The sequence below is a fragment of the Hyunsoonleella aestuarii genome (genome assembly GCF_006148925.1).
Taxonomy (GTDB): domain Bacteria; phylum Bacteroidota; class Bacteroidia; order Flavobacteriales; family Flavobacteriaceae; genus Algibacter_D; species Algibacter_D aestuarii.
In genome coordinates, this window is the sequence record NZ_VAWB01000001.1 from 1,013,808 (window position 1) to 1,040,063 (window position 26,256).

The 26,256-nt window shown below is 33.8% G+C and carries 25 protein-coding genes; 7 read left to right on the forward strand and 18 right to left on the reverse strand.

What is annotated here, in order from left to right:
- Positions 1-32 precede the first annotated feature (32 nt).
- Entirely contained in the window at positions 33-704 is a 672-nt protein-coding gene (rsmI, locus tag FEF17_RS04675) for a 16S rRNA (cytidine(1402)-2'-O)-methyltransferase (protein ID WP_139001195.1), read from the reverse strand.
- A complete protein-coding gene (locus tag FEF17_RS04680) occupies positions 704-1,447 on the reverse strand; it encodes a DUF8457 domain-containing protein (RefSeq protein WP_139001196.1) in 744 nt (247 codons plus the stop codon). The genes rsmI and FEF17_RS04680 overlap by 1 nt, the downstream gene beginning before the upstream one ends.
- Positions 1,448-1,673: 226 nt before the next feature.
- Between FEF17_RS04680 and FEF17_RS04685 the strand changes: the two genes are divergently transcribed.
- The 6 genes from FEF17_RS04685 to FEF17_RS04710 all read left to right on the forward strand — a co-directional run bounded on the left by FEF17_RS04685 (position 1,674) and on the right by FEF17_RS04710 (position 8,248).
- Positions 1,674-2,321, forward strand: a complete 648-nt coding sequence (locus FEF17_RS04685) for a thymidine kinase (RefSeq protein ID WP_139001197.1) — start codon at positions 1,674-1,676, stop codon at positions 2,319-2,321.
- Positions 2,314-3,420 carry an alanine racemase gene (alr, locus tag FEF17_RS04690; protein WP_139001198.1) on the forward strand — a complete coding sequence of 369 codons (1,107 nt, stop codon included), beginning with the start codon at positions 2,314-2,316 and terminating at the stop codon, positions 3,418-3,420. Before FEF17_RS04685 ends, alr begins: the two co-directional genes overlap by 8 nt.
- 71 nt (positions 3,421-3,491) lie before the next feature.
- The gene (gene mscL / locus FEF17_RS04695; RefSeq protein WP_139001199.1) at positions 3,492-3,893 is read left to right on the forward strand and encodes a large-conductance mechanosensitive channel protein MscL; all 402 of its coding nucleotides are present in this window, start codon (positions 3,492-3,494) and stop codon (positions 3,891-3,893) included.
- Positions 3,894-4,031: 138 nt separating this feature from the next.
- Positions 4,032-5,021 carry an aspartate-semialdehyde dehydrogenase gene (locus FEF17_RS04700; RefSeq protein ID WP_139001200.1) on the forward strand — a complete coding sequence of 330 codons (990 nt, stop codon included), beginning with the start codon at positions 4,032-4,034 and terminating at the stop codon, positions 5,019-5,021.
- A 92-nt stretch (positions 5,022-5,113) separates the two neighbouring features.
- Complete coding sequence (locus FEF17_RS04705; protein ID WP_139001201.1) at positions 5,114-7,270, forward strand: prolyl oligopeptidase family serine peptidase; 2,157 nt, start codon at positions 5,114-5,116, stop codon at positions 7,268-7,270.
- Positions 7,271-7,339: 69 nt separating this feature from the next.
- Complete coding sequence (locus FEF17_RS04710; protein WP_139001202.1) at positions 7,340-8,248, forward strand: ABC transporter ATP-binding protein; 909 nt, start codon at positions 7,340-7,342, stop codon at positions 8,246-8,248.
- A gap of 8 nt (positions 8,249-8,256) precedes the next feature.
- On the opposite strand, the gene FEF17_RS04715 is transcribed toward FEF17_RS04710, so the two are convergent.
- From FEF17_RS04715 to pdxA, 8 genes are all read right to left on the reverse strand, one after another.
- Entirely contained in the window at positions 8,257-8,706 is a 450-nt protein-coding gene (locus tag FEF17_RS04715) for a 3-oxoacyl-ACP synthase (RefSeq protein WP_139001203.1), read from the reverse strand.
- Positions 8,706-9,818: an NAD(P)/FAD-dependent oxidoreductase gene (locus tag FEF17_RS04720; RefSeq protein WP_139001204.1), complete on the reverse strand. Its 1,113-nt coding sequence runs from the start codon at positions 9,816-9,818 to the stop codon at positions 8,706-8,708. The genes FEF17_RS04715 and FEF17_RS04720 overlap by 1 nt, the downstream gene beginning before the upstream one ends.
- Positions 9,819-10,050: 232 nt before the next feature.
- Positions 10,051-11,403 (reverse strand): acetyl-CoA carboxylase biotin carboxylase subunit, encoded by a 1,353-nt coding sequence (gene accC, locus FEF17_RS04725; protein WP_139001205.1) that lies wholly within the window; start codon positions 11,401-11,403, stop codon positions 10,051-10,053.
- 86 nt (positions 11,404-11,489) lie between these two features.
- Positions 11,490-11,981, reverse strand: coding sequence for an acetyl-CoA carboxylase biotin carboxyl carrier protein (gene accB / locus FEF17_RS04730; protein ID WP_139001206.1), 492 nt, complete (start codon positions 11,979-11,981; stop codon positions 11,490-11,492).
- Between the two features lie 31 nt (positions 11,982-12,012).
- Positions 12,013-13,005 carry a beta-ketoacyl-ACP synthase III gene (locus FEF17_RS04735; RefSeq protein WP_139001207.1) on the reverse strand — a complete coding sequence of 331 codons (993 nt, stop codon included), beginning with the start codon at positions 13,003-13,005 and terminating at the stop codon, positions 12,013-12,015.
- A 180-nt stretch (positions 13,006-13,185) separates the two neighbouring features.
- Positions 13,186-13,389, reverse strand: a complete 204-nt coding sequence (rpmF, locus tag FEF17_RS04740; protein WP_042240381.1) for a 50S ribosomal protein L32 — start codon at positions 13,387-13,389, stop codon at positions 13,186-13,188.
- Positions 13,390-13,398: 9 nt separating this feature from the next.
- The gene (locus FEF17_RS04745) at positions 13,399-13,938 is read right to left on the reverse strand and encodes a YceD family protein (RefSeq protein ID WP_139002136.1); all 540 of its coding nucleotides are present in this window, start codon (positions 13,936-13,938) and stop codon (positions 13,399-13,401) included.
- A 103-nt stretch (positions 13,939-14,041) separates the two neighbouring features.
- Positions 14,042-15,094: a 4-hydroxythreonine-4-phosphate dehydrogenase PdxA gene (pdxA, locus tag FEF17_RS04750; protein ID WP_139001208.1), complete on the reverse strand. Its 1,053-nt coding sequence runs from the start codon at positions 15,092-15,094 to the stop codon at positions 14,042-14,044.
- A gap of 154 nt (positions 15,095-15,248) precedes the next feature.
- Here pdxA and FEF17_RS04755 point away from each other — a divergent pair, with 154 nt between their 5' ends.
- The gene (locus FEF17_RS04755) at positions 15,249-15,848 is read left to right on the forward strand and encodes a riboflavin synthase (RefSeq protein WP_139001209.1); all 600 of its coding nucleotides are present in this window, start codon (positions 15,249-15,251) and stop codon (positions 15,846-15,848) included.
- Here the strand turns inward: FEF17_RS04755 and FEF17_RS04760 are convergent.
- The 8 genes from FEF17_RS04760 to FEF17_RS04795 form a co-directional block, all read right to left on the reverse strand.
- Positions 15,845-16,063 (reverse strand): hypothetical protein, encoded by a 219-nt coding sequence (locus FEF17_RS04760; protein ID WP_139001210.1) that lies wholly within the window; start codon positions 16,061-16,063, stop codon positions 15,845-15,847. The two genes, FEF17_RS04755 and FEF17_RS04760, sit on opposite strands and share 4 nt — an antisense overlap.
- Positions 16,064-16,362: 299 nt before the next feature.
- Entirely contained in the window at positions 16,363-18,099 is a 1,737-nt protein-coding gene (locus FEF17_RS04765; RefSeq protein ID WP_139001211.1) for an alpha-amylase family glycosyl hydrolase, read from the reverse strand.
- 14 nt (positions 18,100-18,113) lie between these two features.
- The gene (locus FEF17_RS04770; protein WP_139001212.1) at positions 18,114-19,040 is read right to left on the reverse strand and encodes a carbohydrate kinase family protein; all 927 of its coding nucleotides are present in this window, start codon (positions 19,038-19,040) and stop codon (positions 18,114-18,116) included.
- Positions 19,041-19,190: 150 nt separating this feature from the next.
- Positions 19,191-20,561 (reverse strand): alpha-amylase family glycosyl hydrolase, encoded by a 1,371-nt coding sequence (locus FEF17_RS04775; protein WP_139001213.1) that lies wholly within the window; start codon positions 20,559-20,561, stop codon positions 19,191-19,193.
- A gap of 76 nt (positions 20,562-20,637) precedes the next feature.
- Positions 20,638-21,813 (reverse strand): MFS transporter, encoded by a 1,176-nt coding sequence (locus FEF17_RS04780; protein ID WP_139001214.1) that lies wholly within the window; start codon positions 21,811-21,813, stop codon positions 20,638-20,640.
- A 3-nt stretch (positions 21,814-21,816) separates the two neighbouring features.
- Positions 21,817-23,691 (reverse strand): alpha,alpha-trehalase, encoded by a 1,875-nt coding sequence (locus FEF17_RS04785; RefSeq protein ID WP_139001215.1) that lies wholly within the window; start codon positions 23,689-23,691, stop codon positions 21,817-21,819.
- Positions 23,688-24,920, reverse strand: a complete 1,233-nt coding sequence (locus FEF17_RS04790; protein WP_139001216.1) for an MFS transporter — start codon at positions 24,918-24,920, stop codon at positions 23,688-23,690. Before FEF17_RS04790 ends, FEF17_RS04785 begins: the two co-directional genes overlap by 4 nt.
- An 18-nt stretch (positions 24,921-24,938) precedes the next feature.
- Positions 24,939-26,252 (reverse strand): MFS transporter, encoded by a 1,314-nt coding sequence (locus FEF17_RS04795; RefSeq protein ID WP_139001217.1) that lies wholly within the window; start codon positions 26,250-26,252, stop codon positions 24,939-24,941.
- Positions 26,253-26,256 lie beyond the last annotated feature (4 nt).

Sequence of the window (26,256 nt, forward strand, 5' to 3'; positions counted from 1 at the left end):
AATTAGATGTTTCGACTGTGCTCAAAATAACATTATTTTTTACCAGCAACAACAACAACAATCTCTCCTTTAGGTGGTTTTTGAAAATAATGGTGTAAAACATCTTTGGCTGTTCCACGAATGGTTTCTTCATATAATTTAGTAAGTTCTCGTGAGACTGAGACTTGTCTATCTTCACCAAAATACTCACAAAAATGACCTAAAGTTTTAACTAATTTATGAGGGCTTTCGTAAAAAATCATAGTTCGCGTTTCTACCGCAAGTAATAATAATCTGGTTTGCCGTCCCTTTTTAACAGGTAAAAACCCTTCGAATACAAACTTATCGTTTGGGAGTCCAGAATTTACCAAAGCTGGAACAAAAGCGGTTGCTCCAGGTAAACATTCTACTTCAATATTGTTTTCGATGCAAGCTCTAGATAGTAAATATCCAGGGTCGGATATTGCAGGTGTACCAGCATCACTAATTAATGCTACTTCAGTCCCCGATTTAAGTTTTTCGATTATTGAATCAACCGTTTTATGTTCATTATGCATGTGGTGGGATTGCATATGGGTTGCTATTTCAAAATGCTTTAATAATTTACCAGAGGTTCTGGTATCTTCGGCAAGAATAAAATCAACATTTTTTAAAACTTCAATAGCTCTAAAAGTTATGTCTTTTAAATTTCCTATTGGTGTGGGAACAATGTAAAGTTTACTCATTAACTAAAGCGACTTTCTATAATTGCAATAAAGCGTTCTTCAAACTCCTCTTTGCCTTTCCAGTTATTATAATCTGGTTTAACAATCTCTTCAATAAAACGTTTAGCATCACTAAAAGATATTGACGTATTAAGCTGAGAAATTACACGATCGTAATCCTCATTTTTCCCGTCAAACAAATGCTTTATAAAAGCTATTTTATCGTTAAGCCCTATATTGAGTCCGACTCCTTTGAGTTTGTCATTAAGCGACTTTTTTTCATCAGAGAGCCGTTTTTCAACTTCAGAAACTGGTTCAAAAACAGGCATCTCACTAAAGCCTGCAGTAATATCTTCTAGGTTCCTTTTACTAACCGGTGTTCTTAAAATAGCCTCTTCAAAAATAGCATCAACCTGCTGCGTCTCTTGTGGCATCTGTGCAACCATATCTTTTATGGTTTCCATAAGAGGTTCTGAAATGGCTTCTTCTCGAGTATCATCAAGATTGATGTAAATTTTATCTTCAACCTCTATATTATCGCTAACCTTATTATTAAAGGCTGTATCTAACATGCCGAAAAAAGAAGAGTCGTTGCCAATAGTGGGAAAATCGTCTTCAAAGTTTTCATGAGCAAATTTTAAAACAGATATCTTTTCATAAAGAGCAGACACTTCTGCATGCAATTTAATAACATCTTCTTTTCCTTTTAGTTTTAATATTCTATGTGCTATGCTAATTAATTCTGACTCTAGCTTCTTTTTCATCTATTCCTTTTTAAATGTTCTTCAATAGCCAACAATTGTATTCTAACAATAATAATCTTGTTCGTAGGATATGTGTATGAATGTTTTTATAATTTTTAAAATTAAATACGATTTAGACTTTTGATTTTTAATAAATTTACGCCACCTTTATACAAACGAATAATTGCTACGTTTAGTACTAAAGATATTTTAGAATTACACTAAAATACTGAGTTAAAATTACGAAATGTTTCTCGAAAATACAGTAAATCATAAAGAACAATTTGGATGGATAGAAGTTATCTGCGGCTCCATGTTTTCTGGAAAAACTGAAGAATTAATCCGACGACTAAAACGTGCACAATTCGCAAGGCAAAAAGTTGAGATTTTTAAACCCGCAATTGATGTTCGTTACAATGAAGACATGGTTGTTTCTCATGATGCTAACGAAATTCGCTCTACACCAGTTCCAGCGGCGGCAAATATTCCAATTTTGGCTGATGGTTGTGATGTTGTAGGTATTGATGAGGCACAGTTCTTTGATGATGAGATTGTTAGAATTTGTAATGATTTGGCAAATAAAGGTGTTCGCGTTATTGTTGCAGGTCTGGATATGGATTTTAAAGGAAACCCATTTGGTCCTATGCCCAATTTAATGGCTACGGCAGAATATGTCACTAAAGTGCATGCAGTGTGCACAAGAACAGGAAATCTTGCCCAGTATAGTTATCGAAAATCGAGAAATGATAATTTAGTCCTTCTTGGTGAAGTAGACGAATATGAGCCCTTAAGTCGAGCTGCTTATTATAAAGCATCTATGCGAGATAAAGTCCGTAACATGAAGGTTAACGACGCTGAAGAGATTACTTCTAAAACTAAAAATTCGAATGCCTAAAGCGCAAGAAACTCTTCTTGAAATAGATTTAAATGCTCTTAAACATAATTTCGATCATCTAAAATCTAAATTACAATCTGGTACACAATTTTTGGCAGTGGTTAAAGCTTATGGTTATGGTAGCGATGCTTGTGAAATAGCTAAGTATTTGCAAGATTTAAATACTGATTATTTTGCAGTCGCCTACACTAAAGAAGGTGTTGCATTGCGAGAATCTGGCATAACCAAACCTATTTTGGTACTTCATCCTCAACCGGTCAATTTCAAAACACTTATTGCTAATTGTTTAGAACCAAGTCTGTACAACTCTAAAATTTTAAATGAGTTTTTGACAGTAGCTTCAGGTGAAAAACAAAAGGAATATCCTGTTCATATAAAGTTTAATACTGGATTAAATCGTCTTGGATTTTGGGAAAACGATGTCGATTATATTGCTAGTAAATTAAAAGCCACTAAAAGTGTAAAAGTAAAATCTATTTTTTCTCATCTGGCAGCTAGTGAAGATTTAAACGAAAAAGAATTTACCAAAAATCAGATTAAAACATTTAAAACGATAGCTAGCCGTTTTTCAGAAACGATTGGCTACAAACCCATGCTTCATATATGTAACACCTCTGGTATTCTAAATTATCCTGAAGCCCATTTGGATATGGTTAGAAGTGGTATTGGATTATACGGTTTTGGTAATTCTAAAAAGGAGAATAAACCACTCAAGCCTATAGCCACGTTAAAAACAATTATTTCTCAAATTCATAGGATAGAAAAAGGCGAATCGGTTGGTTATAATCGCGGATTCAAATCGGTTGGTTTTCTTAAGACCGCAACACTTCCCATTGGTCATGCCGACGGAATAGGCAGACAATATGGAAACGGCAAAGGCTATGTGCTTATTAATGGAAAGACGGCTCCTATTATCGGAAATGTATGTATGGACATGATTATGGTAAACATTACGGACATCGATTGTGAAGAAGGGGATGAAGTTATTGTTTTTGGAAAAGATAAAACAGCCGAAGATTTTGCCAATACAGCAAACACAATTTCGTACGAACTAATCACGTCTATTTCACAGCGCGTAAAAAGAGTCTTTATAAAATAAGATCCTTAACAAATGTTAAATTTGTTAATTTTCACTATTTTAGTGACTTATCTAACTAATAATTTATAAAAATGTTAAAAGAATTTAAAGAGTTTGCAATGAAAGGCAACTTAGTCGACATTGCAGTTGGTTTTGTTATGGGTGCCGCTTTTAAGGAAGTAGTTACTGCGTTTACTGGAGGTATCGTATCTCCTCTAGTTGGTTTGATTTTCGATTCTGATTTTAAAGCTTTAAGATATAAACTAAAAGATGGTGCATTAAACGACGCTGGTGAAATGGTAGGTGAAGTGTTTTTAGAATATGGAACATTTTTAACGAACGTAATCGACTTTATTATTGTTGCTTTTGTAATGTTTATGGTTGTGAAAGGCGTTAATAAAATGAAGAAGAAAGAAGAGGCAGCCCCAGAGGCTCCTGCTGGACCAACTCAAGAGGAGTTGCTTGGTGAAATCAGAGATTTGTTAAAAAAATAACATTATGTTAATTAAATAACAAGATGTTATTTGTTGTTAAAAAGCCCTTGTTTAAAGAAAACAAGGGCTTTTTTTAGATTCTAAAAAAGAATTAATACTTAGTTTTGTCGAACGAAACGTTATTAAAAATAAATAAAAATGAAAGTAGCAGTTGTTGGAGCCACTGGAATGGTTGGCGAAGTGATGCTAAAAGTTCTTGAAGAACGTAATTTTCCTGTAACAGAATTAATTCCTGTAGCCTCAGAGCGCTCAGTTGGAAAAAAATTACAATATAAAGGAATCGATTATACCGTGGTTGGATTAGAAACCGCTGTTTCTATGCGTCCAGATATCGCCTTGTTTTCAGCTGGGGGTGAAACCTCACTAGAATGGGCTCCTAAATTTGCTGAAGCCGGTACAACGGTGGTTGATAATTCTTCGGCTTGGAGAATGGATCCAACTAAAAAATTAGTGGTTCCAGAAATTAATGCTAGTGAACTTACCAAAGACGATAAAATTATTGCTAATCCTAACTGTTCAACTATTCAGCTAGTTATGGCGTTAAATCCACTTCATAAAAAGTATAAAATGAAGCGTGTAATAGTATCTACCTACCAATCTGTTTCTGGTACTGGTGTTAAAGCGGTAAGACAATTGGAAAATGAAATCGCAGGTATTGAGGGTGAAATGGCGTATCCATACCCAATTGGAAGAAATGCATTACCTCATTGTGATGTTTTTGAGGAAAACGGATATACTAAAGAAGAAATGAAACTAGCTAGAGAGCCTCAAAAAATTATGAACGACCGTACGTTCTCAGTATCGGCAACGGCGGTAAGAATCCCAACAGCTGGAGGGCATTCCGAATCTGTAAATATTGAGTTTGAAAATGATTTCGATTTATCTGATGTTCGTAAGCTTTTAAGCCAAACCCCTGGAGTTGTTGTTCAAGATAACACAGATACAAACACCTATCCTATGCCCATCTATGCACACAATAAAGACGAGGTTTTTGTTGGACGTATTAGAAGAGATGAAACACAAGCAAATACTTTAAATATGTGGATTGTTGCAGACAATTTACGTAAAGGAGCTGCAACAAATACTATTCAAATTGCTGAATATTTAATCGATAATAAATTAGTGTAATTATTTAAAATCTAAGATTTTAATATAAAACTCCTGTATGAAAATGCAGGAGTTTTTTTATGTACTTTTGGTTACTTAAAAACTCATCAATCATGAAGAAGACCGTAATTATCATAAGCGCTTTTTTCATATTACTGGCATGTAAAAATGAGTCACAAAAAACTAATATTATTGCAGTGAATTATCCTAAAACTAAAACAGTTGATACTTTAAACACTTATTTTGGAACAGAAGTAAAAGACCCATACCGTTGGCTGGAAGACGATAGAAGTGAAGAAACAGAAAATTGGGTAAAGTCCCAAAATAAGGCAACTTTTAGCTATTTAGATAAAATACCTTTTAGAGAAGAATTAAAAGAACGATTGTCTAGCTTATGGAATTATGAAAAACTGGGAAAGCCATTTATAGAAGGTGATTACGAATACTTTTATAAAAATGATGGTTTACAAAATCAGAATGTAATATATAGAAAAAAGGGCAATGAAGAACCTGAAGTGTTTTTAGACCCTAATACATTTTCTGAAGATGGAACCGTTTCATTAGGGAGTTTAAGCTTTTCTAAGAATGGTAAAATTGCAGCCTATTCGATTTCAGAAGGCGGTAGTGATTGGAGAAAAGTAGTAGTACTCAATGCTGAAACGAAAGAAGTTATTGGAGACACATTAAAAAATATAAAATTTAGCGGAACGTCATGGTACAAAAATGAAGGTTTTTACTATTCCAGCTACGATAAACCGAAAGGAAGTGAGCTTTCAGAGGAAAACAATTACCATAAAGTATACTATCATAAATTGGGCACACCTCAAAAAGAAGACATTCTAGTTTATGGAAGTAAAGAGAAAGAAAAACATAGGTATATTCGATCTTATGTGACTAGAGATGATAAGTATCTTATTGTTTTACCGGCAGAATCTTCCTCAGGTAATAAGTTATTGGTTAAAGATCTTTCAAACTCAAATAGTCTATTTATAAGGGTCTTAGACAACTTAGATAGTGAAACACTGGTTATAGATAATCAAGGCACTAAACTCTTTCTTCTTACAAATTTAGACGCCCCAAACAGAAGAATTGTTTCATTAGATATTGCAAAACCCAATCCAGAAAATTGGAGCGACGTTATTCCAGAAACGGATAATGTCTTAACGCCATCAATTAGTGGAAACTACATCATAGCGCATTATATGATTGATGCTATATCATATGTAAAGCAATTCCATTTTGATGGGTCTTTAGTTAGAGAAATAGTGCTTCCAGGAGAGGGAACAGCAGGTGGTTTTGGTAGTAAAAAAGATGAAAAAGTAGACTATTTCACTTTTACAAATTATAATACACCCCCAAGTATTTATAAGCTAAATTTAGAAACAGGAGAAACAGAATTACGCTGGAAACCCTCTATAGCTTTCAACAGTAATGACTATGAAAGTCACCAGGTATTTTTCACATCAAAAGACGGCACAAAAGTACCTATGATGATTACCTATAAAAAAGGATTAGAACTTAACGGTAAAAACCCAACTATTCTGTACGGTTATGGCGGATTTAATATTAGTCAGACACCTAATTTTAGCATTACTAATGCCGTATGGATGGAACAAGGTGGTATTTATGCCGTTGCAAACTTACGAGGTGGTGGTGAATATGGAAAAGCATGGCATGAAGCAGGAACTAAAATGCAAAAACAAAATGTATTTGACGATTTTATCGCCGCAGGTGAATACCTTATTGATAAAAAATATACCTCATCGGACTATTTAGCAATTCGAGGTGGCTCGAATGGAGGCTTATTGGTAGGTGCGGTAATAACCCAAAGACCGGATTTAGCTAAAGTAGCTTTACCTGCTGCAGGGGTGTTGGACATGTTACGATATCATAAATTTACTATTGGGGCTGCATGGTCTTATGATTATGGTACTTCAGAAGACAGTAAAGAAATGTTTGAGTATTTGAAAGGCTATTCACCAATTCATAATGTAAAAGAAGGTGTTCAGTATCCAGCAACTTTAATAACTACTAGTGATCATGATGACCGCGTTGTGCCTGCTCATAGTTTTAAATTTGCAGCAGAATTACAAAGTAAACAAGCAGGAAATAATCCTGCGTTAATTCGCATTGAAACAGATGCTGGTCATGGCGCTGGAACTCCCGTTAGTAAAACTATTGAACAATATACCGATATTTATGGATTTGCATTATACAACATGGGATTTGAAGTTTTGCCAAATAAAGCCACTAACAAAATAAAAGGATAATCGAAATCATTCTCTTAAAATACGCTTCAATTACTGAAGCGTATTTTTTTATGCTATTTTTGCTTCGCTATGTTACAGGTAAATCATATTACTTTTTCTTATAAAAAAACTCCCGTTTTAAAAGACGTTTCATTTGAGGTTAAATCTGGAGAAAATCTTGCCGTAATTGGAGAAAGTGGCTCTGGGAAAAGCACCCTTTTAAAAGTTTTGTATGGCGAATACGATTTAGACCAGGGCCATATTTTTTGGAAAAATCAAGAAGTTTTAGGACCTAAATACAACTTAGTTGTTGGTTACGATTTTATGAAATCTGTGGCTCAAGAATTTGATTTAATGCCCTTTATAAGTGTTTCAGAAAACATTGGAAAATTTCTTTCCAATTTTTACCCAGAAAAAAAGCAACAACGCATTGCTGAATTACTTGAAGTTGTAGAACTAACTGAGTTTGCTCATACCAAAGTGAAGATATTGAGTGGTGGTCAAAAACAACGCGTTGCTCTTGCACGTGCTCTAGCCAAAGAGCCAGAAATCATTTTACTAGATGAGCCTTTTAGTCATATTGATAATTTCAAAAAACAAAGTCTTAGACGCAGTGTTTTTAAATATTTAAAAGATAAAAACATAACCTGTATTGTAGCTACACATGATAAGGAAGATGTTCTTGGTTTTGCTGATAACATGATAATTTTAAACAACCAAAAAGTTATTGTTAATGATTCACCAGAAGCGCTGTATAACTATCCAATATGTCCGCTAATTGCTTCCTTTTTTGGAGAGTTTAATGTTATTGACAATCAAATTGTTTACGCCCATCAGTTAAAAGTTATAGCAAAATCATCACTTAAAGCCATTGTTTTGCACAGCTATTTTAAAGGAAACTATTATTTGATTGAAGCGACACTAAACAAAGAAAAGGTATTCTTTGAACATGATTTTGCATTAAACAAAAACGAAAGTATTTGTCTCAAAATAAATTAGCTCGAAACCTATAATACTTTTTCTATTAAAGATTTCTGGTTTCTAAAAACAATCTCATCTCTCGCCTTTTTACCAATTAATAAATTTCCAATTGGTGTACTAGGCGAAATGGCATAAAACCTTTCATCATTAACTTTTAATTCTCCAGCACTAATGGCAATAAAATAATTGAAGTGTGATGTGTAAACAAGACTACCCAGCCCAATAATTTCTGAAGAACAATTTATATCTATTTTAGCAAGACTTTCTTTTACCTTATTAATTTCGGCCAGTTGAGCTCCTGCCTTTTCTCGCTCCAGTTGCAGCATCGCTCTACCTGTTTCGTGCTTATCTCCTGCGCTACTTTTAGTTTCAGCAAGCAACGATTCTTGAATCTCATTAATTGTGTTTTTAATTGTTTGAAATCGATTATCAATAAATACCAAACATTGATTATATAAATTCTCTTTTAATGTCATTACAATAATTCTGCTAACTCCTTTCCAACTAAACTCCCAATAGCAACACCCATACCTCCCAAACGTACACCACAAAAAACATTGTCACTAATTGGCCTTACAATCGCTCTTTTTTGGTTTCCAACACCCATAATACCACTCCATCTGTGTTCTACCTCAAAAGGAGTATTTGGAAGGATTGTATTTATTAAAAGGTTTTCTAGTTTATTTTGAATTAAATCTGTTAACCCAAAATTTACAGTCTCTTCTCCTTTAAAATCAAGGTTTCGTCCACCTCCCAGAAGAATCCTATTGTCTATATTTCTAAAATAATAATATCCTTTATCTAAATGAAATGTGCCCTTTATGTGTAAATTTTCTATGGGTTTGGTAATTAAAACCTGAGCTCTTGCCGGCTTAACTTTTTGACCAATAAACTGTGCAGCAAAACCATTGGTAGCGATTAGTAGTTTAGACGTAGAAATTTCAAATTGATTCGTTTTTAGTTTTACTGAATTTCCGTTCTCAACAAATTCTTCGATAACAATATTATTTAATATTTTAATCCCCTTTGAGTGGGCTTTTTGTAACAAAGCCTCCATCATCTTACCCGTATCAATTTGTCCTTCGAAAGTATTTAAAATGTATTGGTTTTGAATATTTTTAAAATTGAAAATATTATCTTTTAAACTAAAAACATCCTCTTTAAAAATTGGAAATAGCATCTTATTAATTGCTTCTCTATTTTCTAAACAACTTTCAAATAACTCGACATCCTCGCGGGTAAACAGTTCAAATCCGCCATTATTTTTATAGTTTATTTTATTATCCCCTAATGTTTTTCTTAATAGTTTTAAACCTTCATAGCGTTTTTCAACCAATTCTGTTACTTCTTCTTGAGAATGCGATTTTAAATCATCTAAAATCTCACTAAGGCTTCCAAAGCAAGCAAATCCTGCATTCTTTGTGCTTGCACCTTGCGGTAACATCCCTTTTTCGAGCACCAGAATTCTCGATTCGGGATAAAGTTCTTTTAAATGTAACGCACAATTAAGTCCAACAATACCGCTACCGACTATACAGAAATCGGTTTTTGAAAGCCATGTTTTTATTTCCCAATATGAAAAGTTCATTAAGCTAAGTTAGAATTTTAAATTGAAGTTCTATACTGTGTTAAGGATAGAAATGGCCTCCTTTTTTGTGCTTAACCTAAAGTTTAATGTTGAACTATATTTAGTATATTGAAAATACTAGATTAGATACTAAAACAATTTCAGCACAAGAAAGATATAATGGATAGCCTGACCGCGATTAAAGGAGCGACAACACCATAAAAAAACTCCGAAATTACTTTCGGAGTCTTATTTAATTATCTGTTTGAGGTTTCATCTTAAAATCTTCCATAAACTTGGTGGTATAATTGCCTGCCAAATAATCTGGATGATCCATAAGCTGACGATGAAATGGAATAGTTGTTTTAATACCTTCTATTACAAATTCATCTAACGCTCGCTTCATTTTATTTATAGCCTCTTCTCTAGTTTGTGCCGTGGTTATTAACTTGGCAATCATAGAATCATAATTAGGCGGAATTGCGTAACCCGCGTAAACATGCGTATCTAAACGGACGCCATGACCTCCTGGAGCATGTAATGTATGAATAACCCCTGGGGATGGTCTAAAACCATTATATGGATCTTCAGCGTTAATTCGACACTCAATAGAGTGTAATTTTGGCGTATAGTGCTTTCCAGAAATTGGCACACCTGCAGCTACTAATATTTGTTCGCGAATCAAATCGAAATCTATTACTTGTTCGGTTATAGGGTGCTCAACTTGAATTCGTGTATTCATTTCCATAAAATAGAAATTACGATGCTTATCAACTAAAAACTCAACCGTTCCTGCACCTTCATATTTAATATATTCGGCCGCTCTTACTGCGGCTAACCCCATTTTTTCACGGAGTTCGTCCGTCATAAAAGGCGAAGGTGTTTCTTCGGTTAGTTTTTGATGACGACGTTGTACAGAACAGTCTCTTTCTGAAAGATGACATGCTTTTCCACGAGAGTCTCCAACTACTTGAATTTCAATATGCCTTGGCTCTTCAATAAGCTTTTCCATGTACATATCGTCATTCCCAAAAGCTGCTTTAGATTCTTGTCTTGCAGAATCCCAAGCGTCTTTAAGGTCTTCCGGCTTGAATACACCTCGCATCCCTTTTCCACCACCACCTGCTGAAGCTTTTAGCATTACAGGATATCCTGTTTCTTTAGCAAGCTTTTTACATTCTTCGAACGATTCAATAACCCCTTCACTACCTGGGACACAAGGAACACCGGCAGCCTTCATGGTTGCTTTGGCGTTTGCCTTATCACCCATTTTATCAATCATTTCGGCCGAAGCTCCAATAAATTTTATACCGTGCTCTTCACAGATTTTTGAAAATTTAGCATTTTCAGATAAAAATCCGTAACCTGGGTGAATGGCATCTGCATTTGTTATTTCCGCTGCAGATATTATATTCGACATTTTTAAATAGGACTCTGCACTAGAAGGTGGCCCTATACAAACAGCTTCATCGGCAAACTTAACATGCAAGCTTTCACGATCGGCTGTCGAATAAACTGCCACTGTTTTAATACCCATTTCTTTACAAGTTCTAATAACACGAAGTGCTATCTCTCCTCTATTTGCTATTAATATTTTTTTAAACATAACTTCTTGAATTAAAAATTACAAATTCCAATCGCCAAATTCCAAATATTGGATTTTGAGATTTGTATATCGGAATTTTTAATAGGCTATGATGGGTCTACTAAAAATAATGGTTGGTCGAACTCAACTGGTGAAGAGTCATCAACTAAAATCTTTACAATTTTACCTGAAACTTCAGATTCTATTTCATTGAAAAGTTTCATGGCCTCTATAATACATAACACATCACCTTCGGCAATAGTTTGTCCTACCTCAACAAACAAAGGTTTATCTGGAGATGGTTTTCTATAGAAAGTCCCTATTATTGGTGATTTAATGGTAATATATTTTGAATCATCATCCGCTTTAGCGGCTGGTGTTGCAGGTGCAGCTGCCTCTGTTGTGGCCGGTACAATAGCAGCTGATGGCGGCGCCATTTGAGGTATCTGAGCAATAGGAGCTGCTTGATGAACAACTGTTGTTTCTGAATCTGATCCAGTTTTTATGGTGATTTTAATATCATCCATCTCTAATTTAACCTCACTTGCGCCAGATTTTGCAACAAATTTAATTAAGTTTTGAATCTCTTTAATATCCATAATTATGCTAATTAGTTAATGGTTAGTTTAATTAATTATAGGCCCATTTTAAATAAATGGCACCCCAATTGAATCCTCCCCCAAAAGCAGCAAATATTAAGTTATCGCCCTTTTTTAGTTTAGATTCATAATCATTTAAAAGGAGTGGTAAGGTTGCAGATGTTGTATTCCCATATTTATGGATGTTCATCATCACCTTTTCATCTTCTAATTCTATACGTTGTGCAGTAGCGTCAATAATGCGCTTATTTGCTTGATGAGCAACAAGCCAATCAACACTCTCTTTGTTTAGGTTGTTTCGTTCTAATATTTTAACGGTAGCATCCGCCATATTAAAAACGGCATTTTTAAAAACTGTTCTTCCTTCTTGAAATGCGTACTGTCCTCCTTGCTCCATAGACTCTGGAGTAAGCGGGAAAGATGAACCACCATAAGTGGCTTGTAAAAACTCTCTACCTGTACCGTCACTTCTTAAATATTCATCTTGAAAGCCTAAATTTTCAGTGTTTGGCTCAAACAATACAGCTCCAGCACCATCACCAAAAATAATACAAGTTGCCCTGTCTTTGTAGTTTATAATAGACGACATTTTATCGGCCCCAATTAGTAAAACGTTTTTATATCTTCCAGACTCAATGTAGCTAGCTGCTACCGACATCCCGTATAAAAAACTAGAACAAGCGGCATCCATATCGAAAGAGAAAGCGTTTGTAGCTCCAATTTCAGATGCTGTAAAAGAAGCCGTTGAAGCAGCTTTCATATCTGGTGTTGCCGTGGCAACAATAACTAATTCTATATCTTTTGGGTTAATGCCTTTTTTATTAATAAGGTCTTTCGCTGCTTGAATTGCTAAAAAAGATGTTCCTTTTCCTTCTTCTTTAAGTATTCTTCGCTCTTTAATTCCTGTACGAGAAGTAATCCATTCGTCATTAGTATCAACCATAGTCTCAAGTATTTGATTGGTTAATACGTACTCTGGCACATAGCCACCTACAGCTGTAATCGCTGCTGAAATTTTACTCATAACTTTTTAGTTAATTCGACCAAAATATCATCAAAATTGGACATAAATGCCCAAAGTTTTGTGAAAACTACTAAATTTTCATTTAAAAACACGTAAAATAGTTAGTTTTTGTGTTTTTGAAAAAGTATTCATAAAAAAAACGCTCACATGTGAGCGTTTTGTAATATAAATGCATATTTACTATGCTAAATTTTCTGTCTCTTCAGAGTTGTCAATCAATACTTGACCTCTGTAATACAATTTTCCTTCATGCCAGTGAGCTCTATGATATAAATGAGCTTCTCCAGTTGTTGGACATGTAGCAATCTGTGGCGCAGTTGCTTTATAATGAGTTCTTCTTTTATCTCTTCTAGTTTTAGAGATTTTTCTTTTAGGATGTGCCATTTTATGTTTTTATTTATCCGTTAATAATTTTTTCAATTTGTCCCAACGCGGATCATTCTCCTCATGGGTTTCTTTATCTTCATTAAGCCTAGGGCTTAATTCTTCTAACTTTTTAAGTATGTCTGAATCTAATGTTCCATCTTTAACACCAGGATGAATTCTTTTAATTGGCACAGCCAAAATAATAAGTTCATATAGATATTGTTGAATATTAAGTTCATAAGAGCCATGCGGCAATATTAGAATGTCAATATTCTCATCATTATATTCATCACCAAATTTAACCACCAAATCAAATTCATTATTAATCTTTTGGTTGTAAGGTTCGTTAGTCACATCGCAATTAATGTTCACTAATCCTGAAACTTTAAAATGTAATTCTAATAATGTTGGTTTTTTGGTTAAAGCAACTTTTACATCAACTTTTACATTGTTAAAATCTTTATACTCAAAATGTTCAAAGAACGCTTGCTCAATTTTATAATCAAAATGATGTGTCGCTACTTTTAGCCCTACAAATGGAATTGTAAACTCTGTCATTGGCTTCATCATCACATCTATTTTGAGCCTGCAAATATATAAATTTTTATTTACGTTGCATGACTTATAAACATTTTTTTGTTTATATCTCTAATGCTTATTTCAACACTATTTACTTGCGTGAATTTCTTGGTGCTTTTTTTAATGGATTTGATGTAAGTTGCTCAAAATCAAATCTATTTTTAAAAATTTTAATAGCAGTAAAAACAGCTTCTTTAAAAGAATTTTCATCTGCTATTCCCTTTCCAGCGACTTCATAAGCAGTTCCGTGATCTGGAGATGTTCGAATCCTATTAAGTCCTCCGGTAAAATTCACGCCTTGACCAAATGAAAGTGTTTTAAATGGTATTAAGCCTTGATCGTGATAAGAGGCTATAATTGCATCAAAATTTTTGTAGTTATTTGAGCCAAAAAAACTATCCGCGGCATACGGCCCGAAAACTAATTTTCCAGATTCTTTTATCTTCTTTAAAGCAGGCCTCATAACGTCATCATCTTCATTACCAATAACACCGTTATCTCCTGTATGTGGGTTAATACCAAGCACTGCTATTTTTGGCTTATTTATCCTAAAATCCTTCCTAAGCGAATTATAAACAGTATCAAGTTTTTTAGTAATTAATGCTTCGTTGATTTGATTTGAAACCTCCTTAACTGGCACATGATCTGTTAAAAGACCAACCCTCAAAGAATCAGTAACCATAAACATTAAGCTCTCACCTTCTAATTGCTGATCTAAATAATCGGTATGTCCTGGAAAATTAAATTTTTCCGACTGTATGTTGTGCTTATTTATAGGTGCTGTTACTAGAACATCGATTTTGTGATTCTTAAGAGCGTTTGTGGCCGCTATGAAAGACTTTATTGCGTATGCTCCTATCTTTGGGTCTTCTTTACCAAAATCTATATTAACAGGTTCTTTCCAACAATTAAATACGTTAACTTTCCCCTCGGAAATCTGATCCAGAGTATTTATACTATGAAAATTGATTTCAGAATTAAAATGATTCTTTAAAAAAGTCATCACTTTGATTGATGCAAAAACTACTGGGGTACAAAATTCTAAACTTCTATTATCTTCAAAGGTTTTTAAAACAATTTCACCTCCTATACCATTTAAATCTCCTATGGATATACCTACTTTAATATTTTCTATATGTTCCATTAAAAATGATAAATTTTGTTTGTGATTTTCTTAATGTAAAATAACCACTTATGCTTGTATTAAATATTTTTCAATTAGTGTTTTCTTAAATTCTAAATGAAAAAATTCACGTACTTTTGAATTGGCAAATTTAACCAAATAAACAGATAATACTATGTTTACAGGAATTATTGAGTCAATAGGGCATGTAACTAATTTAGAGCAAGACAAGGACAACTTGCATATTACTATAAAAAGTGATTTAACTCCCGAACTAAAAATTGACCAAAGTGTTTCTCATAACGGTATTTGCCTAACTGTTGTTTTAATAAACGAAAAAACATATACAGTAACCGCGATTAAAGAAACCCTAATTAAAACTAATCTTAATTTTTTAGAAGTTGGTGATAAGGTAAATCTTGAACGTGCTATGAAATTAGGTGACAGGCTTGATGGCCATATTGTTCAAGGGCATGTAGACCAAGTAGCAACATGTACAAATATAAAAAATGAAAACGGGAGTTGGGTCTTTAGCTTTAATTATGACCCTAATTTAAATAATGTGACTATTGAAAAAGGTTCAATAACAATTAACGGAACCAGTTTAACGGTTATAAATTCTAAAAACAACTCCTTTAGTGTGGCTATTATACCTTATACCTATGAACACACGAATTTTAATGAATTTGAAATTGGGACAATTGTAAATCTAGAGTTTGACGTCCTTGGTAAATATGTAGCAAGACTTATGTCCTTGAAACCAGATAATGATTAAATTTTGACATCTTTTTTTAGTAAACGCCACGTACCATAAATTAATGCTAAACAAATTAAAAACGTTGCGTCAACACCAACTGAAAGGCCTGGAGGAGGTGGAGGAGGAAGTGGTTGGGGAGGATTATTTCCATCCTTAGTTTGTTGCGCAATACAAACTACACTTATTAATACAAATAAGATTGAGGCAAATATTCTTTTATTTCGTAGTGTCATGGGGTGGCAAATGTATAAAAAAAAGCGGTTTAACTAAAAATTCTTACCGTTTTTAATCGAAATAACACCGACAAAAAACAAATATTATCGATGAAACGTAAATTTTGACGTAAAAAACCATGTTTCCTACTGAGTAACTTCACTCATCAAAAAAACTGTTTTTCTAAAAAAGCTATCCCTCTTTTTTACAATTACTTAACAAATATATATAATTTAAAAAGACTTGTAAATTAAATTATTATTAAGTCTTTCTGCATATCCAGAAAAAAATCTCTTCCGCATAAGAAACGGTAAGATTTTTAAAAAATTAATTCTTCGATATTTCCATCAAATTTATGCTTTATTGAAAAACTTAAAGCCCTTAGGTTAACTTTTAAATGGGCAAAATCACTTTCTTTTTCCCACTTCAAATTAATGTAGTCTTTATTCTCCTCTTTAATAATCAAGCTTCCTGTAAACGCCTTATTTGTATTTCTTATCCGCATCATATTAAGTTGATTAATAACCACGTTTCTTTTTAATCCCGCTTCAATTTCTTCATTAGAAAGATTAGTTCTATTAATCTCCTTGTGACCCCCACTTCCGGCTCTATCTGCAGCTTCATAATCATTTTTACCAGCAAACAAATCTAAATACCAAACTTGAGGAATCCCAGGCATAAACATTTGGATCGCTCTTGCAAGCAATAATTTTTGTTCATCTTCTCCAATCGCACTAAAAAAAGTTGCATTTACCTGATAGTAGGATAGTTTTTTGCCTTCGGCATCATATAAATTCTTTACTCTACCACCTCGTTGAATAATCAAATTCATTAAACTATCTATTTCGATATCTGCTAATAGTCCTTCATTGTAATTTCCACCTACTTCTTTTCCTTTTAAATCTAAAACTGGAATCCCATCATGACAACCTAACATGTTAACGCAGGTAAAATTATTCTTAATAATTTCCTTAGCCCAATTTATTAGGGCAGAACTGTTTTGTGTCTCAAGTGTATGAATAACCAAGCCAGGGAGGAAAAAATCGTAAATTTGATAACCTTCTTCTGCAATTTGATCGTGAAGATGTAGTCCATATTCTGCATGAATTTCTGGAAGTAGTTTTAAGTTGTTTTTTTTAGCTATTTGATTGATTCGGTCTAAATATTCCCAAGTTCCAGGTGTATTAAAAAAATTAGATTGCCCAATTTCTTTATGCAAATACGCAAAAGCATCCAGCCTTAATATTTCGCAGCCAAAACCTTTAAGTTTACACAAAGTTTCATTATAAAAATCCCAAACTAGGCTAGACTTGGCATTAACATCCATTTGACCTAAATAACTTCGCTTGGACTCAACAATATCAAGGACTTCTTTCTTAGACTCTATTAATTCATTAAAATCTAAGCTGGATAACTCAACTCCATTGCCAATCGCCAAATTTATTTCAGAACAAATCGATTCTGCATTAGCATGATTTAGTCCCTTAATATTAGACAAGTCGACTGGGTCAATATGGTTATATTCTATTTTTTGATAAAAAGTATTCCAATAGGGTTGTTCTGTTCCATCTGGAAACCGAACCTTTAAAATAGGTAGCCCCGCCTTACGCATAAATAATTTTTGTAAGTGCTCATCTTTTGGGATAACGACACCCTGTTCATTCATTTTACCATGACCTTCCCAAAACGTATTCCAGTTTATAAAAAAATCTTTGTATTTAGATTCCGTTCCGTTTTTTAGCAAATCATTAAACTGGGGGGATGCTACAGATAAATGATTTAAAACGATATCAAACTTAAGCCTAATATTTAATTCATGCAAAGCTTTTAAATCTTCATCTGAAACCAACTCATTATTCAAATTATAGTCGATGATAGAAAACCCTCTATCTAAATCACTATTAAAGAAGGTTGGTAACACGTAAAAAAAAGAAAAAACATCTTGCAATTCCGGTTTTTTGAGCATTACAATTGTATCACTTAATCTGGACCCTATACTATCTGGATAAGCGTTAAGCATGACTCCATTTGAAATCCCTTTATATTCTTGCTTCATTTTAAATAATCTTGCTATAAAAGTTTTGATAAAATATCAATATTATCGGGTAATCTTCCAACATTTTGGAGCTTTAAAGCAGCCAATTTTAATGCTATTTCTAAACATTCTTTTACAGGTTTCTTTTTTATCTGTGCGAATAAAAATCCAGACCAAAATGCATCACCAGCGCCTGTAGCATCAACAACCTTCTCAATTTTTATTGCTGGTAATTCTATAACAGGTTTTTTGTGCTGAGACAGCTTTACCCCCTTGCTTCCAAGCGTTAAACAAACGGTTTCTACGCCTAGATTATGAAAAAAATCGAATATTTCGGAATGAGATAAGTGCTGCTCAAATAAGCGTAGCATATCATCTTCACTAATCTTTATCAAGGGGTTGTATTTACAGTACGTTGTGATAACATTTACAGCTTCTTCCCTTGAGTTCCATAACTTACTTGAATAATTAACATCAATACTCAATTTACAGCCCAAATTATAAGCTTCTTTAGCTTTGTTTAGAATTACAGATTGTGCTGGTTCTTTGCTTAAAGCAAAACATGTGGTATGAAATATTTTAGATTTCTGAAGAGTTTTTTCCGATATCTGATGAGCTTCAATATAACTGTCTGCCGCTCGAAAAGGAATAAAGTCTGGTGTTCCTTCTGATCTTGAAACAAAAATAACACTCGTGGGTTTTGACTCAATTTCATTAATAAATTCTGTGTTTACACCTACACCTTTTAGCCTATCAAAAATGTATTCTCCAAAACCATCTCGACCAATTGTAGAAACCAACACTGCATTTAAACCTAGTCGTGATGAATTCATCGCAACATTTGCTGGAGAACCTCCCAAATATCTGTGATAATCTTTCGTGCTATTAATAAGTTCTCCTGCTTGATGACCAATAAAATCAATAAGCACTTCGCCCACACATAAAATATCTATATCTTCCAAAACCTGATGTATTTACTTATAATTAATAACATGTTTTTCAAAAATATAATGTCTGTGTTACTGTATAAAATAATTCCATTCGAAACTGATAAAGATTATACCGAAAACGATTTCGATTTTAGGTTTCCAAATCTCTCTTCAATGCTCAAACTACTTCACAAAAACCATGTACTCCCACGGTTTTAAACTCAATGGATTATCATCAATCTTAACTGCTTTATTTGTAAAATAATCTTTAAAACTTCCGTATGCTTTATTGTTGGTTATTTCAACAGACTGCTCTTTTGAAGTGAAATTAAAAATTGCAATAACTTTGCTATTCTCAACTTCTCGGTAAAACCCTATAACATCTTCATTACTCTCAATTGAAATAGGGAACCCCCCTTCATCACCAGCCCAAATAGCTTTATTTTTCTTTTTAAGGTCAACTAATGATTTATAAAAAGGTTGAAGATTTAGAGAGTCTGTCCAAACCATTGGGTCTTTTTCAAAAAACTCAAGTCTTTTATCCATTCCAGCTTCTTGACCTCCAAGAATAAGCGGGAATCCATAAGCGGTAAAAACGAAAGTTGCAAAGGTTTTGTGGCCTTCTCCAAATCGTTCGAAAACGGTACCGTTCCATGAGTTCAAGTCATGGTTAGATGTATAGGTCATACGCAATGCTGTTCTGCCGTGCTTAAACATATCCTCATCAATCCAGTTTGACAAGGCATTAGCTTTTTTCTTGCCTTCAGCTACCTCACGCATAATCACTTCAAATTCATCAGCATAACTTCCATCTAATATGAATGTTTCATGCCCACATTCGGCTAACCAAAATAGTTCTTTTATTGGGTCTAATTCGGCCCTAGCCTCTTCCCATAGATACAATGGGATCTTATCACCGCATCCGTGATCTAATCGAAACCCATCAATACCCATTTCTACCCAATAACGCATTTCATTAATCATTGCTTTACGAGTTTCAGGGTTGTTATTATCTAATAAAGCTGTATCCCACCAAACATCAGTAGGACTCATAGACTCGTAAGTCACATTTCCTTCTGCATCTCTAATATAAAAGTCAGGGTGTTCTGTAACCCAAGGGTGATCACGTCCTGTATGGTTTGGAACCCAATCTAAAATTAAATAGAACCCCATGTCTTGAGCTTTTTTAAGAAGCTCCTTAAAATCATCTACCGTTCCAAATTCTGGGTTTACAGCTGAGTAATCTTTTGGTGCATAGTAACTCCCTAATGTTCCTTTTCTATTTGTTTCGCTAATAGGATGTATAGGCATAAGCCAAAGAACATCTACCCCTAAGTCCTTTAGCCTTGGTAAATGTTCTGAGAATGCCTTAAACGTTCCTTCTGGTGTAAACTGCCTAATATTTACTTCGTAAATGGTAGAACCGTTTAGCTTTTCTGGAAATGTATTCTCATTAGTTTTAATAGGTTCTGAAACAATTGTGCCTTTATCCGATTGATTTTTACAAGCAGATAAAGCTATAAAAGCGACAAAAAAGAAAATGAATTTTTTCATAATATGTAGTTTAAATCACAAAACATGTGAATCATTATTTAATTATTTATGACTTGATAGAAATAATCAAAAGCAACTATTCTATCTTAATTTTGCTTAATCTTAATTTTAGAAATGAGGTTAATAAAGCCAATACGGTTAATATCAATAAGGTTATAAAACTCATTTCTAAACTATATGCATCGGAAATAAAACCTAAAACTACAGGGCCTAATAAAAATCCAATAAAACCAATTCCTGACACAAAAGAAATAGCCGATGAAGCGGATACATTTTTAGCCTTCCCTGCTATTCTAAACAACTCTGGTACAATTACAGATAATCCAAGCCCTATAACACCAAAACCAATAACTGTTATGATTAGAGTATTAAATAATACACACAAATAGCCAACACAAGCTAAAACACAACCAAACAATATTGTTTTTGTTGACCCTATTCTAGCGCTTACGCCATCCCCAAAAAATCTCCCAATTGTCATGGTAGCAGAAAATAAAATGAACCCTAACCCAGCAAGATTATCTGTTGTAATCCCAACAACCTCAAATAAATATAAAGAGCTCCAATGCTCAATAGCTCCTTCACTGCTCATAATTACAAATGCCAAAAAAGCAACAATTATTAAAGGGGTGAATGTTGTTAGCTTAAAAGGTTCCTTTTCTTTGGAAACATTATGCTCTTCATTAATCTTAAGATAATGTTTTGATAGGCCAATATTTATTGTAATTACTATGGTAGCCATTAGAGTCATGTGAAATATAGGATTCGTAAAATACATCATTAAAAATGACCCTAATATTGCTCCAATTGCACCTCCTAAACTAAAAAAACCATGAGCAGAGGACATAATATTTTTACTATCTTCTTTTTCAATTCTTGACACGAGTGCGTTCATTGCTACATCGGTACTTCCAGAAAATATCCCGACAATGAATAGTGCAACACATAAAAAAACATAATTGGTAGCCAATAATGGACCTATAAAAGCCAGAGAAAAAAGAATAATCCCAATAATCGTATATTTCCCTAACCCTACTTTTTTAGTTATAAATGGCACTAATGGAAGAAACACCAGAATGCCTAGAGCGAGACAGAATAAAGCAACCCCTATCTGTGAATCGTTTAAATTTAACTTCGCCTTAACCTGTGGAATATAAAGCACCCAGGTTCCAATCATAATATTTAATGAACAAAACACCCACGCAACCGAAAAGTATCTTGATTTAGATAAGATAAGTCTTAACGAGCTCATTCTTTAAAAGATTTGATCTGGTTCAATAAGTTGGTTTAATTTAAAGATGTTTTCCGAATTAAGTATTGACAAACCATATTGGTAAGAGGCATTCATCCATCCAAATCCTTCTCTTGGTAAATATTCAAACTGAGCGCCAACATTACCATACTCTGCATCTACTTTATGTGAGGCTTTTACAACGTCATATTTTTCACAAATCGTTCCATTATAATCCACAGCACACTTAGTAATCATATAAAGCCAGCGATAGATAAGTTCTTGAGCCTCATTAAGATAACCATAGTTAATAAGCCCTTTCCAAATCATCATTTGGTGTGGTGCCCAACCATTAGGATAGTCCCATTGTCTAGGTGGTCTTTCGTCAGACAGCTTTCCTCTACTTTCCTCAGTACTTCCAGCTATTCCTCCTTTTTCTTTTAGAATGCTAAGTCCTTTTTTTACAAGGTTTTTGGCTTGGTCTTCACTTGCCATACTAGACCACAAAGGTGTAAAAGTTGTAGCTGAAACAAATTGAGATTGATTACTTGTTTTTGTGTTATAATCAAAGTAAAGGCCCTGATCTTCGTTCCACAAATACTTATCCGATAATTGTTTTCTGAAATTTGCTTTTTCTATCCAATAATCACTGGTATATATTCTGTTGCCAATATTTAAACCTTCTACATCATTATTAAGCAGTATGCTTATTAAATGTGCAAAATCATTTTCATATTTATAAAGCATAGCGTTTAATTCGACCAAGTTTAAATCTGCACAATTGCCTTCGATTCTATATGAGGTATCATGTCCAGATTCTCTAACCGTTCTGTCATGCACAAAGTAATTGTCAAGGGTTTTATTTTTAATTTCTCCATTTGCATAAGCCTTTTCATATGCCTCAATTGTCATATCCATAGCATCCGCATACGGTTTTAAAATGGCATGATAATGCCCTTCCTCTGCTTCAGGAGTTATACCAATTCCTTCGGCTAAAAATCTATTTAATCCATTTGGAGTCAATCTTTTTCCTTCAACCATCCAAACTGTTTCATATTCTTTGATAGCTGTTTTCAAATGACTTAATAACCAGTCTTTATCATTAGTTTTTTCAAAAACTTCTCGAATCAAGCTAGAATACAATGGCGGTTGTGTTCTGGTTAAGTAATAAGAGCGATTTGCATTTAAAATTTTGCCATAATGCTCTATTTCATATTGAAAGTTGTCTGCCATAGACTTAGCTAATTCGACTTTATCATCTAACAATAGCCCAACAGACTCGAAATAACTGTCCCAACCGTACATCTCATTAAAACGACCTCCAGGAACAACAAATGGAACACCCTGCATCTTTCCATTAATCTCTTCAATTTTTAGAGATAATATACCCGGTTTATCATTTATCGATTTAACATATTGAGGTGTTATGCTCTCTGGTAATTTAATAACTTCAATTGGAAAGGAAGATTCAAGCTCTTTGTAATAATTAAAAACAATTTCATCATTAAAAGGAATATAAACTCTTAATTTGTCAGAGATTAGGGTCTCATTCTTAGAATCGTGAATTAAGTTTTTAATTCCCGCCACGTCCATTGTTCTTGTTAAGCCCGCCCAAAAATAGTTTCGAATTATTCTTGAAATCCTATTAGCTGGTAGTTCCTCAATTTCATTGATTGAAATTTCAGTAACAATGTCTCCATTTTCTTTAGCCCGAGCTAAACCCTGAAGCAGATTTGACAGGTGATATGTTCCCGAAACTTGATAGGTTTCTCCTTCGGGTGAAACTAATTGAAACGACTTAGGCCCAATATCTTCAATAGTGATTTTCTTGTCCCCATCCGTGTCTTCTTGACTTAGTAACTGAGATAGAACTTTATCAATTTCTAATTTAAATTTCATGATCCAACGAGTACTTTCTTCTTAGACATCCTATCAATTAGTAACACAAAAATTATTAATAACACCATTGGTATTAATAAAAAGTAGAAAGCACTTGCGCCACCAACACTTTCAAACAATTCTCCAACAATTCTTGAACCTATAGTACCGCCCAAAGCAGAAAATATGATAATTAATCCAGACATTGGTGAATGCAGACTCTTGGGCAAAGAGCTTAGTACAGTTGAATTTAAAAGCGGATAAATAGGCGCAATAAACAACCCTATTAGAGGCAAAATAAAACCTAACCAAGGAACGTCTGAAAGACTAGATATTTCTCCAACAGATTGTATATCACCCTGAAGCTGCGGCAAAATATAGACTAAAATTCCACCTGAAATAACTACGCAGATTATTACTAGAACCACCCAGTTCATAAACTTAGTTAGAAATCCAGCAATGAATCTCCCAAAGGCAAGGGACAAGGCTAAAATACTTGCCATTTGTACACTTAAAACAGAATTGAAATTAAATATCTTTTTATTAAATGTTGGCAACCATGTCATAATCCCTTGCTCAATCATAACAAAGAGGAAAGCCGAAATAATAAAAACTAGTACAAGAGGAACTATCATTAATTTCAAAGATTCCTTTAAATCATCCTTTAGGCTTGTTCCTATTGCCTCAACCTTATATTCCACTTTAGAAAATAAGAGAAATAAAAATGATAGGAATATCAACCCGCACAAGAGGTAATAAACATTGAGCCACGAATTTTCATCTTCCGAATAAAAGGCAGGGAACAAGAAATAAGCTAAAGCTATACCTACCATAAAGAAACCTTCAATAGAACTCATAAGAGAAGCGTGTTCTTTTTTTGTCTCAGTTAGTATCCCAATAAGTGAATAAACAGACAGTTTAATTAAAGCAAAACTAACACCAATAGATAAGAACAAAACTTTGGTGTAAAAAAATGAATTCCCATATACCATTTGTAAACAACCAAAGAACACAATTGCTAATGCCGCGAGCATTGCTTTCTTATATCCAAATCGAGGTAAAAAAGAAGCAATAATGAATGAAACTATTGCAATTGGTAAGTCCTTAAAAGCTTCTAAAACCGAGGCTTGAGACTCTGTGACTTGATAAACATCTATTGATTTTTCTATAACAATACCAACACTATTGAGTAAAATAGCAAACACAAAGTAATTGAGATAGATGGAAATTTTAATACCTATATTTTTCATAATTTTATTGTATTAAAATTACTCGTTTATTTCCGACTTCGGTTCGTTTAAACGAAACGCTAGCAAAGCGGCAATAATAAAGAAGACACCTGCAAATAGAATAGCATTTATAGCATTTCCTCCTAAAAGATACTTATAAATTAGGCCAAAGGTTAGTGTTTCGATACCCATTGGTATAACTATCATCATATTTAAAATACCCATATAAACACCTCTTCTGTCTTGAGGTACCGCTTTTGAAACCATAGTATAAGGTATTCCCATCATAGCTGCCCAACCAATTCCGAACAAAACCATAGGCGCTAATACCAATGTCATATTATCGATGAATGGAATTGAAAATAATGCTATTGCAGTACCTATTAAACTAAAAGCATACACTTTCTTCCCTCCAAATTTTAAAGTTAGAGGTACTAAAGCAAGTGCTACTACCATCGTTACTATGTTATAAGTCAAACTCATTTGAGCTGATTGTGAAGCGGCATCAGAAATGCCGTAACCCATGGTTTTCATAAACAAAGGAGTGATATACTGCCAATAAACAAATAACGCGTACCACTGAAATAAGTATACCGCACTTATTTTCCACATAAATTTTGGCATCTCTCTTATGGCTAGACCAATTTCATTAAATGGTTGCCAAACCCGTTCCATAAATGGCTTACTCTTAGCTGCATTAATCTCTGACAATTCCTCTTCTGAAGGCGGTATTTCAGGAGTTTTAAGAACAGACCATAATACCGTTGAAATTGATAATATGCCTCCTAAAGAAAAAGAATAATACATCCAAGTAGGTATCACACCATTATCGGAAACTGCCTCGGCACCAAATATCTTTTGAAACAAGACAATTGAACCCATGGCAAGTAAAATGCCTGCACCAACAAAAAGGCTTTGCATTTGATATCCTAAACTCAATTGTTTTTCAGGAAGTTTATCGCCCACAAAAGCTCTGTAAGGCTCCATAGCCATATTGTTTCCAACGTCTAAAATCCACAACAAACCAACCGCAAACCATAAGACTGGGCTTGTGGGAAAGGCAAATAAGCAAATACTTCCAATAATGGCACCTATTAAAAAATATGGCTTTCTTCTTCCCCAACGAGGAGACCAAGTTTTATCGGACATAGCACCAATAATAGGTTGCACTACTAAACCCGTTACGGGTCCAGCTATATTAAGAATTGGCAACATATCTTCAGGAGCACCTAAATAAAGAAAAATTGGATTTATTGCCGTTTGTTGTAATCCGAAGCTATATTGAATCCCGAGGAATCCAACATTCATATTAAAAATTTGCCAAAATGATAATTTAGGTTTCGTTAGCTTCATATAT